Genomic DNA, 13,178 nt, shown 5'->3' with positions numbered 1-13,178 from the left:
AAATAGGTTGAGGAGCATGAAGTCGCATTTAAAAGTGCATTATTTTCAGCATATTGCTGGTGAAGGCTATGGTAGTTGTCATGAGTTTTTAAAGCAGTATCAGGCGTACATTAGTGCGACTGAGTTTTTTGCTTTACCGTTGGATCGTCCTTTAGAGATTGAGGCTTTGCCAAGGGTTGAGGACGTCGATTTACTGATCATCATGGGCGGAACCATGAGTGTCAATGATGAGGCGAATTTCCCCTGGTTAAAGATAGAGAAACGCTGGTTGCGTCGTTATCTGTCACATGGCAAACCGGCAATCGGTTTATGCCTGGGTGGACAATTGATTGCCAATGCATTGGGGGCGGGCGTCAGTCGTAATCCTGAGCAGGAATTGGGCTGGGCCACGGTACACAAGGTAGCCAATCTACCGCAAGAATGTTTTAGCTTACCCGAACAGTTCAATATTCTGCAATGGCATAGTGAAAGCTTTGAAATACCCAAAGGGGCAGTGCATCTGGCAGAAAACCAAGCCTGTCGTAATCAGATGTACCAGTTGGGTAAAAATGTGCTCGGTTTTCAGTTTCATCCAGAGAGTACTCCAGAAATCCTGTCTTTATTTTTGGAAGATGAGGAGCAGCTTGCACAATTTTCAGGAAAATATGTTCAGGATCTCTCTGAATTAAAAAAGACCCATAAAAATAAGTTTGTTGAAGGAAATCAGATATTAAATCGAGCTATAGAATATGTCTTGGCGAAAACTGCCCCGCATTCAGAAAATAAACTCTTGTTTTAGGGGGTAAATTGAAAACTTGGATAAAACCATAAAAGGGATTTGCTTATGCATTAAACAATGGCTATAATAAGCGACCCTTCGATAGGAAGGGGGTTAACTGCGAATAAAGTAGTTAACTATCGTTACAGTCGTGGCATCGATCACGACCTTAGTGATATTTCACTGCTCTTGACACTTACCCGTATTAAAGTGGGGTGAGATGCGTCAGGAGTGATTCTTTATATATTTGGCTTGGAGTTTACTGGTATGTCTAACCAGAGAATTCGTATCCGTCTTAAGTCTTTTGATCATCGCCTGATTGATCAATCTGCTCAAGAAATCGTAGAAACCGCAAAACGTACTGGAGCACAAGTGTGTGGTCCAATTCCAATGCCAACACGCATTGAACGTTTTAACGTTTTAACATCACCACACGTAAACAAAGACGCGCGTGACCAGTACGAAATCCGTACTTACAAGCGTTTGATCGACATCGTTCAACCTACAGACAAAACTGTAGATGCATTGATGAAGTTAGATCTTGCAGCTGGTGTTGATGTTCAGATCGCATTGGGTTAAGGCTTTCGGGTTAATTAACACTCTAAGTTAATTAGGCCGCTTTTTTAGAGGTTTATGCACATGGCTATTGGTTTAGTCGGTCGCAAGTGCGGTATGACACGTATCTTTACAGATGCTGGTGTTTCTGTGCCTGTTACAGTGATTGAGGTTGATCCTAACCGCATCACTCAAATCAAAACGCTTGAAACTGATGGTTATCAAGCGATTCAAATCACTACTGGTGAACGTCGCGAATCTCGCGTAACTAACGCTCAGAAAGGCCACTTTGCGAAAGCAGGTGTTGCAGCTGGTCGTCTAGTTCAAGAATTCCGCGCTACAGAAGCTGATCTTGAAGGTCGTGAAGTTGGTGGTACGCTTACCGTTGAATTGTTCCAGGTTGGTCAAGTTGTTGACGTAACTGGTCAATCTAAAGGTAAAGGTTTCCAAGGTGGTGTTAAGCGTTGGAATTTCCGTACGCAAGATGCAACTCACGGTAACTCGCTTTCTCACCGTGTTTTAGGTTCTACTGGTCAAAACCAGACTCCTGGTCGCGTATTCAAAGGCAAAAAAATGGCTGGCCATTTAGGTGCTGAACGCGTAACTACACAGGGTCTTGAGATCGTTGCTATCGACACAGAACGTTCAGTTCTTGTTGTTAAAGGCGCGGTTCCTGGTGCTACTGGTGGCGACGTAATCGTTCGTCCTACGATCAAGGCCTGAGGGGAAATAACGTGAATTTAAATACTGTTTCCGGCTCTGCTGTTGAATTATCAGAAGTTGCGTTCGGTCGTGAATTTAATGAAGCTCTTGTTCACCAAGTGGTTACAGCTTATTTAGCTGGTGGCCGTCAAGGTTCAAAAGCTCAGAAATCACGTGCAGACGTTTCTGGCGGTGGCCGCAAGCCATTCCGTCAAAAAGGTACTGGCCGTGCTCGTGCTGGTTCTATTCGTAGCCCAATCTGGGTTGGCGGTGGTAAAACTTTTGCTGCTCGTCCACAAGACTGGTCTCAAAAAGTAAACCGTAAAATGTACCGCGGTGCTATGCAATGCATCATGGCTGAACTTGTTCGTCAAGATCGCCTAATTTTAGTTGATGAGTTTGCTGTTGCAGCTCCAAAAACTAAAGAATTGCTTGCAAAGCTTAACGACTTGAATGCAACTCGTGCATTGATCGTTACCGATGCTGTTGATGAGAACTTGTATCTTGCTGCACGCAATATTCCACACGTAGATGTGGTTGATGCTGCTGCAATCGATCCTGTTAGCTTGATTGCGTTCGACAAAGTTGTTATGTCTGTAGCTGCTGCTAAGAAAATTGAGGTAGAACTCGGATGAACAACGAACGTATCTATCAAGTCCTGCAAGGACCTGTATTCTCAGAAAAAGCACAAGTTTTAGGTGAAACTGCTGGTGTTCAAGTGTTTAAAGTTGCTATCAATGCAAACAAGCTTGAAATCAAAAAAGCAGTGGAACAACTCTTTGGTGTAGAAGTTGTTAAAGTTAACACGACTATCACTAAAGGTAAGTCTAAACGCTTTGGTAAAACATTAGGACGTCGTTCTGATGTTAAAAAAGCATACGTCACCCTGAAAGCTGGCCAAGATGTTGAAATGGCTGACTTGGGCGATACCGCTGAAAGCACAGCGGAATAAGGACGAGAATTATGCCTATTCAAAAATGTAAGCCAACGTCTCCAGGACGTCGCTTTGTAGAGAAAGTGGTTCATGATCACCTTCACAAAGGCGCACCGTACTCTCCGTTGGTTGAAGCTAAAAAACGTACTGGCGGCCGTAACAACAACGGTCACATCACGACTCGTCACGTTGGTGGCGGTCATAAGCAGCACTACCGTCTAGTTGACTTTAAGCGTAACAAAGATGGTATTCCTGCAACTGTAGAGCGTATCGAATACGATCCTAACCGTACTGCACACATTGCACTTGTATTGTATGCTGATGGTGAACGTCGTTATATCATCGCTCCTAAAGGCCTTCGCGCTGGCGATAAAGTACAGTCTGGTAACGATGCTCCAATTCGTCCAGGTAACTGCTTGCCGCTTCGCAACATGCCAATCGGTTCTACTCTTCACAACATCGAACTTAAAATCGGTAAAGGCGCGCAGATTGCTCGTTCAGCTGGTACTTCAGTTCAGCTGTTGGGTCGTGACGGTTCTTACGCTATCGTTCGTCTACGTTCAGGCGAGATGCGTAAAATTCACGTTGAATGTCGCGCTGTGTTAGGTGAAGTATCTAACTCGGAAAGCAACCTTCGTTCGCTTGGTAAAGCTGGTGCATCGCGCTGGCGTGGTGTTCGTCCTACCGTTCGTGGTATGGCAATGAACCCGGTTGACCATCCGCACGGTGGTGGTGAAGGGCGTAACAAAGGTATTCAACCTGTAAGCCCATGGGGTCAAAAAGCTAAAGGGTACAAGACACGTACCAATAAGCGTACGACTAAGATGATCATTCGCGACCGTCGCGTTAAGTAACAAGTAAAGGAATCTGACAATGCCTCGTTCTCTGAAAAAAGGCCCATTCGTCGATGCGCACTTGTTCGCTAAGGTTGAAGCGGCTATCGCGGCTAATAACCGTAAGCCGATCAAAACTTGGTCGCGTCGTTCGATGATCCTACCGGATTTTGTTGGTTTAACAATTTCTGTACACAATGGCCGTAACCACGTTCCTGTGATCGTTTCTGAACACATGGTTGGTCACAAGCTTGGTGAATTTGCACCAACTCGTACCTATCGCGGTCACGGTGTTGACAAGAAATCTAAACGTTAATGGGTGCTATGATGGAAGTAACTGCTAAATTACGCGGTGCCGCTATCTCGGCACAAAAAGCTCGTTTGGTTGCAGATCTTATCCGCGGCAAATCTGTTGCGCACGCGCTTAACATCCTTAACTTCAGCAACAAAAAAGCTGCAGTTCTAGTTAAGAAAGCGTTGGAATCTGCGATTGCAAACGCTGAACACAATAACAGTTTAGATGTAGACGACCTTAAAGTTTCTACGATCTACGTTGATGAAGGCATGAGCCTGAAACGTATTATGCCACGTGCTAAAGGCCGTGCAGATCGTATTACTAAGCGTACTTGTCACATCACCGTTAAGGTAGGGGTTTGATATGGGTCAGAAGGTTCATCCAATCGGTATCCGCCTAGGTGTTGTGAAACGTCATAACGCTAACTGGTATGCGAATCCGAAACAATACGCTGAATACTTGCTTAAAGATCTTCAAGTTCGTGAGTTTTTAATCAAAAAACTTAAAAACGCGATGATCAGCAACATTCTTATCGAACGTCCTACAGGCGCTGCTAAAGTAACTATTAGCACTGCGCGTCCTGGTATCGTAATCGGTAAAAAAGGCGAAGATATTGAGAAACTACAACGCGAATTAACATCTATCATGGGTGTTCCTGCGCAAGTAAGTATCAATGAAATTGATCGTCCAGACTTAGACGCGCGTCTAGTTGCTGAAGCAATCGCTTCTCAATTGGAAAAACGTGTAATGTTCCGTCGTGCTATGAAGCGTGCGGTACAAAACACAATGCGTGCTGGTGCTAAAGGTATCAAAGTAGAAGTTTCAGGCCGTTTAGGTGGTGCTGAGATTGCTCGTACTGAGTGGTATCGTGAAGGTCGTGTACCTCTACATACGCTTCGTGCAGATATCGACTATGCGACTATGCGTGCTGAGACTACTTACGGTACGATTGGTGTTAAAGTTTGGATCTTCCGTGGTGAGATTTTGGGCGGCATGAAACAAGTCATGAACCCAGCTCCAGCAGAAGAACGTCCAGCTAAACGCGGTCGTGGTCGTGGTGAAGGTCAAGAGCGTCGTGGTCGTCGCAATGATCGTTCTGCTGAAAAAGGAGAATAATCCATGTTGCAACCTAAGCGTACTAAATTCCGTAAAGTGCAGAAAGGCCGTAACACTGGTCTAGCACACCGCGGTAGCACAGTATCTTTCGGTACTATTGCACTTAAATCAGTTGAACGTGGTCAAATGACTGCGCGTCAAATTGAAGCAGCGCGTCGTACAATTAGCCGTCGTATTAAGCGTGGTGGTAAGATCTTTATCCGTGTATTCCCGGACAAACCGATTACTTCTAAGCCGCTTGAAGTGCGTATGGGTAAAGGTAAAGGTTCTGTGGAATATTGGGTTTGCCAAATCAAACCAGGTAAAGTCTTGTACGAAATTGATGGTGTTAACGAAGAATTGGCTCGTGAAGCGTTTACGCTTGCAGCAGCTAAGCTTCCGTTTAAAACCGCTATCGTGACTCGGACGGTAATGTAATGAAAACTAAAGATCTACGTGAAAAGTCGGTAGAAGAGTTGACAGCTTTGCTTGATGAGCAACAGCTTAACCAATTCCGTCTTCGTATGGCGAAAGCAACTGGTCAATTGGGTAAATCGCATGAAGTTGCACTTACTCGTCAGACGATTGCTCGTATTAAGACCCTCCTTACCGAAAAACAGGGGAACGGACAATGAGTGATAAAACAGTCCGCACGTTAACTGGCAAAGTTGTAAGCGACAAGATGGATAAATCTATCGTTGTTCTTATTGAACGCCAAGTTCAACACCCGTTGTATGGCAAATTAATCCGCCGTTCAACAAAATTACATGCTCATGATGAGAACAACACAGCGAAAGCTGGTGATGTTGTAACCATTAAAGAAAGCCGCCCAATTTCTAAAACTAAGTCTTGGACTCTAGTTGAAGTTGTTGAAGCAGCTGCTGAGTAATTAACGTTCTTGTTGCATCATCGGTCAATTTCGAGTACTCTTTGAGCCTTTCGAAATTTCGACCGGTGTTGCTCGGTTTTGGAGTAGGGCAATGATTCAGACCGAAACTATGCTCGACGTAGCAGACAACAGTGGTGCACGCCGCGTACAATGTATTAAAGTACTTGGTGGCTCGCATCGTCGTTATGCTTCTGTTGGCGACATTATTAAAGTTACTGTAAAAGAAGCAATTCCACGCGCACGTGTTAAAAAAGGTGACGTGATGAATGCAGTTGTGGTTCGTACAAAATTCGGTATCCGTCGTGCAGACGGTTCAGTGATTCGTTTCGACGATAACGCTGCTGTTATTTTGAACACCAACAAAGCGCCGATTGCAACTCGTATTTTCGGACCAGTGACTCGTGAACTTCGTACTGAACAGTTCATGAAAATTATTTCATTGGCTCCTGAAGTTCTATAAGAGGCGATCATGGCTAAGATTAAAAAAGGCGATCAAGTAATTGTGATCGCAGGTAAAGAAAAAGGCAAACAGGGTACTGTTCTGTCTGTTTCTAATGACCGTGTTAAGGTTGAAGGCCTTAACTTGGTGAAGAAGCACCAAAAGCCGAACCGTGCTACAGGCGCTGAAGGTAGCGTTGTAACTCAGGAAGCTTCGCTTCATATTTCAAACGTGGCAGTTTTTAATGCTACAACCCAAAAGGCTGACCGTGTTGGTTACCAAGTGATTGATGGCGTGAAAACTCGCGTATTCAAATCAAATGGTGAATCAGTGGCGGTAGCGAAGTAATAGGTTGATATAGGCCATGGCCAGACTTAAAACACGTTACAATGACGAACTTAAAGCTCAGTTATTAGAGACTTTAGGCGTTAAAAATGTGATGGAAATTCCTCGCATCACTAAAATCACGATCAACATGGGTGTTGGCGCAGCTGCTGCTGACAAAAAACTCCTTGATGGTGCTCTTTCAGATATGCAAGCTATCGCTGGTCAAAAACCAGTACTTACGTTAGCTCGTAAATCAATCGCTGGTTTTAAAATCCGTGATGGTTGGCCGATCGGTTGTAAAGTTACTTTACGCGGCGAACGTATGTACGAATTCTTAGACCGTTTGATCTCGATTGCGATCCCTCGTATCCGTGACTTCCGTGGTTTCTCTGCGAAATCATTCGACGGTCGTGGTAACTACTCAATGGGTCTTAAGGAACAGATCATGTTCCCTGAAATCGATTTTGACAAGATTGATCGTATTCGTGGTATGGACATTACCATTACTACGACTGCTCGCACCGATGACGAAGGCCGTGCGCTTATGCGTGCATTCGGCTTCCCGTTCAAATAAGAGGTCGATATGGCTAAGAAAGGTATGATTAATCGCGAATTGAAACGCGAAGCTACTGTTGCTAAATACGCTGCAAAACGTGCTGAATTAAAAGCTGTTATTGCAAACGTAAATGCATCAGACGAAGAACGTTTCGAAGCGATGATGAAATTGCAAGCATTACCACGTAATGCATCTCCAGTACGTCTACGTAACCGTTGTGGTTTAACTGGTCGTCCGCATGGCTATTTCCGTAAGTTCGGCTTAAGCCGTAACAAATTACGTGAAACAGTAATGCAAGGTGATGTACCTGGCGTTGTTAAGGCAAGCTGGTAAGGAGCACTATAAATGAGTATGCAAGATACCGTTGCCGACATGCTAACACGTGTTCGTAACGCACAAATGGCGAAGAAACAAACTGTTTCTATGCCTAATTCTAAGTTGAAAGTTGCAATTGCTAACTTACTTCAACAAGAAGGTTACATTTCTAACGTAGAAGTTGCGGAAGCTGAAGGCAAACCAACTTTAACAATTACGTTAAAATATTTTGAAGGCAAGCCAGTGATTGACACTGTGAAACGCGTAAGCCGTCCAGGTCTACGTCAGTATCGCGGTAAAGATGCACTTCCAAGCGTTAAGCAAGGTTTAGGTATTGCAATTGTTTCTACAAGCAAAGGCATCATGACTGATCGCGCTGCACGTGCTGCAGGCGTTGGTGGTGAAGTTATTGCTTTTGTTTCTTAATAGGTGATTCCTCATGTCTCGTGTGGCTAAAGCCCCAGTAACTGTACCGAATGGTGTAACAGTTACTCAGAACGGCCGGCAGGTCGAAGTGAAAGGCACTAAAGGTACATTGTCTTTCAACCTGCATGCGCTGGTCGAGCTTAAACAGGAAGACGGTACTCTGGCTATTGCTCCAGTACAAGAGTCGAAAGACGCTTGGATGCAAGCTGGTACTGCTCGCGCTGTGCTTAACAACCTTGTAAAAGGTGTTAGCGAAGGTTTCGAACGTAAGTTACAGCTTATCGGTGTTGGTTATAAAGCTGCGGTTAAAGGTGATGTTGTTCATCTTAACCTTGGTTTCTCTCACCCGATCGATTATGCACTTCCTGCAGGTGTAACTGCTGAAACTCCAACTGCAACTGAAATCGTACTTAAATCTGCTGACAAAGCAGCTTTAGGTCAGGTTGCTGCAGATATCCGTGGTTACCGTCCACCAGAGCCGTATAAAGGCAAAGGTGTTCGTTATTCTGACGAAGTTGTACTTCGTAAAGAAGCTAAGAAGAAATAAGGCGCGAGGTTCTTATGAACGAAAAGAAACAATCCCGTTTGCGTCGTGCGAAAAGCACACGCTTGCACATCCGTGCATTGGGTGCGACTCGTTTGTGTGTAAACCGCACTCCGCGTCACATCTATGCTCAAGTTATCTCTGCAGATGGTGGCAAAGTATTAGCGCAAGCTTCTACTTTAGACGCTACTCTACGTGCAGGTACAACTGGTAACGTTGAAGCAGCTCAAAAAGTAGGTGCTTTAATCGCAGAACGCGCTAAAGCAGCTGGTGTTACTAAAGTTGCATTTGACCGTTCTGGTTTTAAATATCATGGTCGTATCAAAGCCTTGGCTGATGCTGCTCGTGAAAACGGCTTGGAGTTCTAATCATGGCTAAAGTTGAACAAAACGAAGGTCTTGTTGAAAAGCTGGTTGCCGTTGATCGTGTAGCCAAAGTTGTTAAGGGTGGTCGTATCTTCTCTTTCACAGCATTAACTGTTGTGGGTGATGGTAATGGTCGCGTAGGTTTTGGTCGTGGTAAAGCACGTGAAGTTCCAGCTGCTATCTCTAAAGCACTTGAAGCTGCTCGTCGCAACATGATTACTGTTGACCTTGTTGATGGTACGTTACAGCACCCAATTCATGCACGTCATGGCGCTAGTCGCGTATTCATGCAGCCTGCCTCTGAAGGTACAGGCGTAATTGCTGGTGGCGCTATGCGTGCAGTTTTAGAAGCTGTAGGTGTACGTAACGTTTTGACTAAATGTCGTGGTTCTACTAACGCTGCTAACGTAGTTAACGCAACTTTCAACGGTTTGCGTGATATGACTACTCCTGAGAAGGTTGCTGCGAAACGTGGTCTTTCAGTAGAACAAATTCAAGGGTAATCAATCATGAAAACGATTAAAGTTACCCAGACTAAATCTGCATCGCACCGCTTGAAAAATCATAAGCTGAGCCTGCAAGGTTTAGGTCTGCGTCGTATTGGTCATACTGTAGAAGTGCAAGATACGCCTTCTAACCGTGGTATGATCAACCAAGTCTACTATATGGTTAGTGTAGAGGAATAAGCCATGACTCTGCGTTTAAATACAATTGCACCTGCAGAAGGTGCTAAACGTGACAACCTTCGTGTAGGCCGTGGTATCGGTTCTGGCGTTGGTAAGACCGGTGGCCGTGGTGTCAAGGGTCAAAACTCACGTAAGAGCGGTGGTACTCGTCCAGGTTTCGAAGGCGGTCAAACAGCACTTTATCGTCGTTTGCCTAAATTCGGCTTCACTAGCCAATTGGCTTTGAAAACTGCTGAAGTACGTTTATCTGAGCTTGCTAAAGTTGAAGGCGACATCGTGTCTCTAGAAACTTTAAAAGCGGCGAACGTTGTACGTAAAGACATGATCCGTGCTCGTATCGTACTTTCTGGTGAAATTACTCGTGCATTCACTGTTCAAGGTGTTGCATTGACTAAAGGCGCTAAAGCTGCTGTTGAAGCTGCTGGCGGCAAAGTCGAGGAGTAATCCCCAGTGTCTATGACTCCTAGTTCTTCAGGTCATGTCAACATGATGAAAGGCCAACCATTTCATGTGAAATACCGTGAAATTATTCGTCGAATGATGTTTCTCATTGGTGCGTTGTTGGTGTTTCGGCTAGGAGCGCATATTCCAGTACCGGGCATCAATAATGCGGCCCTAGAAAACCTGTTTAATGCAAACCAAGGTACTATCCTTGGTTTGTTTAACATGTTTTCCGGTGGTGCATTAGAACGAATGTCTATTCTTGCTCTTGGGATCATGCCCTACATTTCTGCATCGATTATCGTGCAGCTGATGTCGACAGTGGTTCCTTCGCTGGAAGCTTTGAAAAAAGAAGGCGAGCAAGGCAAACGTAAAATAAATCAATACACACGACAAGGCACATTATTTCTGGCGCTTGTACAAGCGATCGGGATGTGTGCAGGCTTGATCAGTCAGGGGATTACCCTGAATACTGGTTTGGCTTTTTATATTCCTGCAGTAACCTCATTGGTTGCGGGAACCATGTTCTTGATGTGGTTGGGTGAGCAGATTACCGAACGTGGGGTGGGGAATGGTATTTCCATGATCATCTTCGCGGGTATTGTTGCCGGATTGCCTAATTTAATTATGCAATCTTTGTCATCTGTAGATAATGGCCAGACCAGCCTGATTGGCTTGGTAATTTTTGGTCTGTTGTCTCTGGGTGTTTTGGCAGCCATCGTGTTTATCGAGAAAGCGCAGCGTCGTATTCCGGTCAACTATGCTCAAAAACAACAAGGTCGTCGTGTATTTACTGCACAGCAGACACATTTGCCATTGAAAATTAATATGGCGGGTGTGATTCCGGCAATTTTTGCCAGCTCATTGCTGTTGTTCCCTGCGAGCTTAGGCCAATGGGTGGGTAGTGCAGATCCGAATGCCGGATTTATTCAGCGTAGCCTGCAAGATGTAGCATTGGTATTGTCGCCTGGTCAGCCGTTGTATTTGGTGCTCTTTGGTGCGTTAATTATCTTTTTCTGTTACTTCTATACAGCACTGGTATTTAGTCCTAAAGAAGTGTCAGAGAACTTGAAACGCAGCGGAGCTTATGTGCCTGGTATACGTCCAGGTGAGCAAACTGCTCGTTACTTAGATCATATTCTCAGTCGTTTGACATTTATTGGCGCGATTTACATCACCGTCATTTGTTTGATGCCGATGGTGTTGCAAAGTTCATTTGGTATTCCATTCTATTTGGGTGGTACTTCTTTGCTGATTGTTGTGGTAGTAGTGATGGACTTTATGGCTCAGCTGCAGTCACACCTCACCTCGCACCAGTATGATAATCAAACGTTAATGAGAAAAACGACAGCTCATCCTAAGGGATAAGCGCACTTGAGGTTTCATCATGAAAGTACAAGCTTCTGTTAAGAAAATTTGTGGTAGCTGTAAAGTTATCCGTCGTAATGGGGTTATCCGCGTAATTTGTAGCGCAGAACCTCGTCATAAGCAGCGTCAAGGTTAATCTGATTAAGACCTGTTGATTTCTGTAGGCGAATTAGGTTATTATCCGCCCCTCAAGATTTTTGTGGGGCGGTTGATTATCTACTGCCTTTTTGGAGAAAATTGAATGGCTCGTATTGCCGGTGTAAACATTCCGGATAACAAGCACGCTGTTATCTCTCTAACGTATATCTTTGGTATTGGTCGCCATACTTCAAAAGCTATCTTAGCTGCTGCTGGTATTGCTCCAACTACTAAGATCCGTGAATTAGATGACGCTCAGCTTGATGCGATTCGTGCAGAAGTTGCTAAGGTTCCGACCGAAGGTGATTTACGTCGCGAAATTTCCATGAACATTAAACGTTTAATGGATTTAGGCTGCTACCGCGGTCTTCGTCATCGTCGCAGCTTGCCTGTCCGCGGTCAACGCACCAAAACTAACGCTCGTACCCGTAAAGGTCCGCGCAAACCTATTAAGAAATAAGATTTCTGGAAGCTAAAAGATGGCTAAAGATACTCGCGCACGCAAGAAGGTCACTCGTACCGTCTCTGAAGGTGTCGCACACATTCACGCTTCTTTTAATAACACCATTGTGACTATTACCGATCGTCAAGGTAATGCACTGGCTTGGGCCACTTCAGGTGGACAAGGCTTCCGTGGATCACGTAAATCAACTCCGTTCGCTGCTCAGGTAGCTGCTGAAGTTGCTGGTAAAGCTGCTTTAGACTACGGTTTGAAAAACTTGGACGTCCTTGTAAAAGGTCCTGGTCCTGGTCGTGAATCTGCGGTTCGTGCTTTAGGTGCAGTGGGTTATAAAATTAACAGCATTACCGATGTGACGCCAATCCCGCACAACGGTTGCCGTCCACCTAAAAAACGTCGCGTGTAAGGAGAAACATTCATGGCTCGTTATATTGGTCCAAAATGCAAACTCTCTCGCCGCGAAGGGACAGACCTGCAACTTAAATCAGGCGTTAAACCGTTTGATGTAAAAACTAAAAAACACGCTAAAGCTCCTGGCCAACATGGTGGAGCTCGTGGCGGTAAACAGTCTGAGTACTCACTACAATTACGTGAAAAACAAAAAGTACGTCGTATGTACGGTGTTTTAGAGCGTCAATTTAGTAACTACTACAAAGAAGCTGCTCGTGTTAAAGGCGCAACTGGTGAAAACTTGTTGAAGCTACTTGAAAGCCGTCTTGATAACGTTGTTTATCGTATGGGTTTCGGTTCTACTCGCGCAGAAGCTCGTCAGTTAGTATCTCACCGCAGCATCACTTTGAATGGCCGTCGTGTTAACATTGCGTCTATCCAAGTTAAAGCGGGTGATGTGATCGCAGTTCACGAAGGCGCTAAACAACAATTACGTATCAAAAACGCAATTGAATTAGCAACTCAACGTGGCATGCCTTCTTGGATGGAAATCGACCATTCTAAATTAGAAGGTACGTTCAAAGCTGCACCGGATCGTTCTGATTTACCTGCTGAAATCAACGAAAGCTTGATTGTAGAATTGTATTCTAAATAATCCTTGAG

At 44.7% G+C, this 13,178-nt stretch carries 27 protein-coding genes; all 27 read left to right on the top strand.

The window, feature by feature from the left end:
* The first annotated feature begins 16 nt into the window (after positions 1 to 16).
* The 27 genes from FTV48_RS01260 (at position 17) to rpsD (ending at position 13,170) form a co-directional block, all read left to right on the top strand.
* Positions 17 to 778 (top strand): type 1 glutamine amidotransferase, encoded by a 762-nt coding sequence (locus FTV48_RS01260; RefSeq protein ID WP_100357820.1) that lies wholly within the window; start codon positions 17 to 19, stop codon positions 776 to 778.
* Positions 779 to 1,024: 246 nt separating this feature from the next.
* A complete protein-coding gene (gene rpsJ / locus FTV48_RS01255; protein ID WP_000070912.1) occupies positions 1,025 to 1,336 on the top strand; it encodes a 30S ribosomal protein S10 in 312 nt (103 codons plus the stop codon).
* 60 nt (positions 1,337 to 1,396) lie between these two features.
* Positions 1,397 to 2,035 (top strand): 50S ribosomal protein L3, encoded by a 639-nt coding sequence (gene rplC / locus FTV48_RS01250; RefSeq protein WP_005094152.1) that lies wholly within the window; start codon positions 1,397 to 1,399, stop codon positions 2,033 to 2,035.
* 11 nt (positions 2,036 to 2,046) lie between these two features.
* Positions 2,047 to 2,649: a 50S ribosomal protein L4 gene (rplD, locus tag FTV48_RS01245; protein WP_005094150.1), complete on the top strand. Its 603-nt coding sequence runs from the start codon at positions 2,047 to 2,049 to the stop codon at positions 2,647 to 2,649.
* Positions 2,646 to 2,966 (top strand): 50S ribosomal protein L23, encoded by a 321-nt coding sequence (rplW, locus tag FTV48_RS01240; RefSeq protein WP_005094149.1) that lies wholly within the window; start codon positions 2,646 to 2,648, stop codon positions 2,964 to 2,966. Before rplD ends, rplW begins: the two co-directional genes overlap by 4 nt.
* Positions 2,967 to 2,977: 11 nt before the next feature.
* Entirely contained in the window at positions 2,978 to 3,802 is an 825-nt protein-coding gene (gene rplB / locus FTV48_RS01235) for a 50S ribosomal protein L2 (protein WP_005094148.1), read from the top strand.
* 19 nt (positions 3,803 to 3,821) lie between these two features.
* On the top strand, positions 3,822 to 4,097 hold the full coding sequence (gene rpsS, locus FTV48_RS01230) for a 30S ribosomal protein S19 (protein ID WP_004281508.1): 276 nt from the start codon (positions 3,822 to 3,824) through the stop codon (positions 4,095 to 4,097).
* Positions 4,098 to 4,108: 11 nt separating this feature from the next.
* Positions 4,109 to 4,438, top strand: a complete 330-nt coding sequence (gene rplV, locus FTV48_RS01225; RefSeq protein WP_001982638.1) for a 50S ribosomal protein L22 — start codon at positions 4,109 to 4,111, stop codon at positions 4,436 to 4,438.
* Between the two features lies 1 nt (position 4,439).
* Positions 4,440 to 5,192: a 30S ribosomal protein S3 gene (gene rpsC, locus FTV48_RS01220; RefSeq protein ID WP_004281507.1), complete on the top strand. Its 753-nt coding sequence runs from the start codon at positions 4,440 to 4,442 to the stop codon at positions 5,190 to 5,192.
* Positions 5,193 to 5,195: 3 nt separating this feature from the next.
* The gene (gene rplP, locus FTV48_RS01215; protein WP_004281506.1) at positions 5,196 to 5,609 is read left to right on the top strand and encodes a 50S ribosomal protein L16; all 414 of its coding nucleotides are present in this window, start codon (positions 5,196 to 5,198) and stop codon (positions 5,607 to 5,609) included.
* On the top strand, positions 5,609 to 5,806 hold the full coding sequence (rpmC, locus tag FTV48_RS01210) for a 50S ribosomal protein L29 (RefSeq protein ID WP_004281505.1): 198 nt from the start codon (positions 5,609 to 5,611) through the stop codon (positions 5,804 to 5,806). Before rplP ends, rpmC begins: the two co-directional genes overlap by 1 nt.
* On the top strand, positions 5,803 to 6,060 hold the full coding sequence (rpsQ, locus tag FTV48_RS01205) for a 30S ribosomal protein S17 (RefSeq protein ID WP_004281504.1): 258 nt from the start codon (positions 5,803 to 5,805) through the stop codon (positions 6,058 to 6,060). The genes rpmC and rpsQ overlap by 4 nt, the downstream gene beginning before the upstream one ends.
* A 91-nt stretch (positions 6,061 to 6,151) precedes the next feature.
* Positions 6,152 to 6,520 carry a 50S ribosomal protein L14 gene (gene rplN / locus FTV48_RS01200; protein ID WP_005094147.1) on the top strand — a complete coding sequence of 123 codons (369 nt, stop codon included), beginning with the start codon at positions 6,152 to 6,154 and terminating at the stop codon, positions 6,518 to 6,520.
* 9 nt (positions 6,521 to 6,529) lie between these two features.
* Positions 6,530 to 6,847, top strand: coding sequence for a 50S ribosomal protein L24 (gene rplX / locus FTV48_RS01195; protein ID WP_004281502.1), 318 nt, complete (start codon positions 6,530 to 6,532; stop codon positions 6,845 to 6,847).
* 16 nt (positions 6,848 to 6,863) lie between these two features.
* Complete coding sequence (rplE, locus tag FTV48_RS01190; RefSeq protein WP_005094146.1) at positions 6,864 to 7,400, top strand: 50S ribosomal protein L5; 537 nt, start codon at positions 6,864 to 6,866, stop codon at positions 7,398 to 7,400.
* A 9-nt stretch (positions 7,401 to 7,409) separates the two neighbouring features.
* Positions 7,410 to 7,715: a 30S ribosomal protein S14 gene (gene rpsN / locus FTV48_RS01185; RefSeq protein WP_004732275.1), complete on the top strand. Its 306-nt coding sequence runs from the start codon at positions 7,410 to 7,412 to the stop codon at positions 7,713 to 7,715.
* A 12-nt stretch (positions 7,716 to 7,727) separates the two neighbouring features.
* The gene (rpsH, locus tag FTV48_RS01180) at positions 7,728 to 8,123 is read left to right on the top strand and encodes a 30S ribosomal protein S8 (protein ID WP_005094144.1); all 396 of its coding nucleotides are present in this window, start codon (positions 7,728 to 7,730) and stop codon (positions 8,121 to 8,123) included.
* A gap of 13 nt (positions 8,124 to 8,136) precedes the next feature.
* Entirely contained in the window at positions 8,137 to 8,670 is a 534-nt protein-coding gene (gene rplF / locus FTV48_RS01175) for a 50S ribosomal protein L6 (RefSeq protein WP_005094142.1), read from the top strand.
* A gap of 14 nt (positions 8,671 to 8,684) precedes the next feature.
* Positions 8,685 to 9,035 (top strand): 50S ribosomal protein L18, encoded by a 351-nt coding sequence (gene rplR, locus FTV48_RS01170; RefSeq protein WP_004281497.1) that lies wholly within the window; start codon positions 8,685 to 8,687, stop codon positions 9,033 to 9,035.
* Positions 9,036 to 9,037: 2 nt separating this feature from the next.
* Positions 9,038 to 9,535: a 30S ribosomal protein S5 gene (rpsE, locus tag FTV48_RS01165; protein ID WP_004281496.1), complete on the top strand. Its 498-nt coding sequence runs from the start codon at positions 9,038 to 9,040 to the stop codon at positions 9,533 to 9,535.
* 6 nt (positions 9,536 to 9,541) lie between these two features.
* A complete protein-coding gene (rpmD, locus tag FTV48_RS01160) occupies positions 9,542 to 9,718 on the top strand; it encodes a 50S ribosomal protein L30 (protein WP_005094139.1) in 177 nt (58 codons plus the stop codon).
* A 3-nt stretch (positions 9,719 to 9,721) separates the two neighbouring features.
* Positions 9,722 to 10,162, top strand: a complete 441-nt coding sequence (rplO, locus tag FTV48_RS01155; protein ID WP_005094137.1) for a 50S ribosomal protein L15 — start codon at positions 9,722 to 9,724, stop codon at positions 10,160 to 10,162.
* A gap of 45 nt (positions 10,163 to 10,207) precedes the next feature.
* Positions 10,208 to 11,527, top strand: a complete 1,320-nt coding sequence (gene secY, locus FTV48_RS01150; RefSeq protein ID WP_171063316.1) for a preprotein translocase subunit SecY — start codon at positions 10,208 to 10,210, stop codon at positions 11,525 to 11,527.
* A gap of 19 nt (positions 11,528 to 11,546) precedes the next feature.
* Positions 11,547 to 11,663: a 50S ribosomal protein L36 gene (gene rpmJ / locus FTV48_RS01145; protein ID WP_000867907.1), complete on the top strand. Its 117-nt coding sequence runs from the start codon at positions 11,547 to 11,549 to the stop codon at positions 11,661 to 11,663.
* Positions 11,664 to 11,768: 105 nt separating this feature from the next.
* A complete protein-coding gene (gene rpsM, locus FTV48_RS01140; protein ID WP_004281492.1) occupies positions 11,769 to 12,125 on the top strand; it encodes a 30S ribosomal protein S13 in 357 nt (118 codons plus the stop codon).
* 19 nt (positions 12,126 to 12,144) lie between these two features.
* Complete coding sequence (gene rpsK, locus FTV48_RS01135; RefSeq protein ID WP_004281491.1) at positions 12,145 to 12,531, top strand: 30S ribosomal protein S11; 387 nt, start codon at positions 12,145 to 12,147, stop codon at positions 12,529 to 12,531.
* Positions 12,532 to 12,543: 12 nt separating this feature from the next.
* The gene (gene rpsD / locus FTV48_RS01130; protein ID WP_005094132.1) at positions 12,544 to 13,170 is read left to right on the top strand and encodes a 30S ribosomal protein S4; all 627 of its coding nucleotides are present in this window, start codon (positions 12,544 to 12,546) and stop codon (positions 13,168 to 13,170) included.
* The last annotated feature ends 8 nt before the right edge of the window (positions 13,171 to 13,178 follow it).

This window comes from Acinetobacter sp. YH18001, assembly GCF_013416975.1.
GTDB lineage: Bacteria > Pseudomonadota > Gammaproteobacteria > Pseudomonadales > Moraxellaceae > Acinetobacter > Acinetobacter pseudolwoffii.
This window is presented reverse-complemented; position numbering and strand designations above follow the sequence as displayed.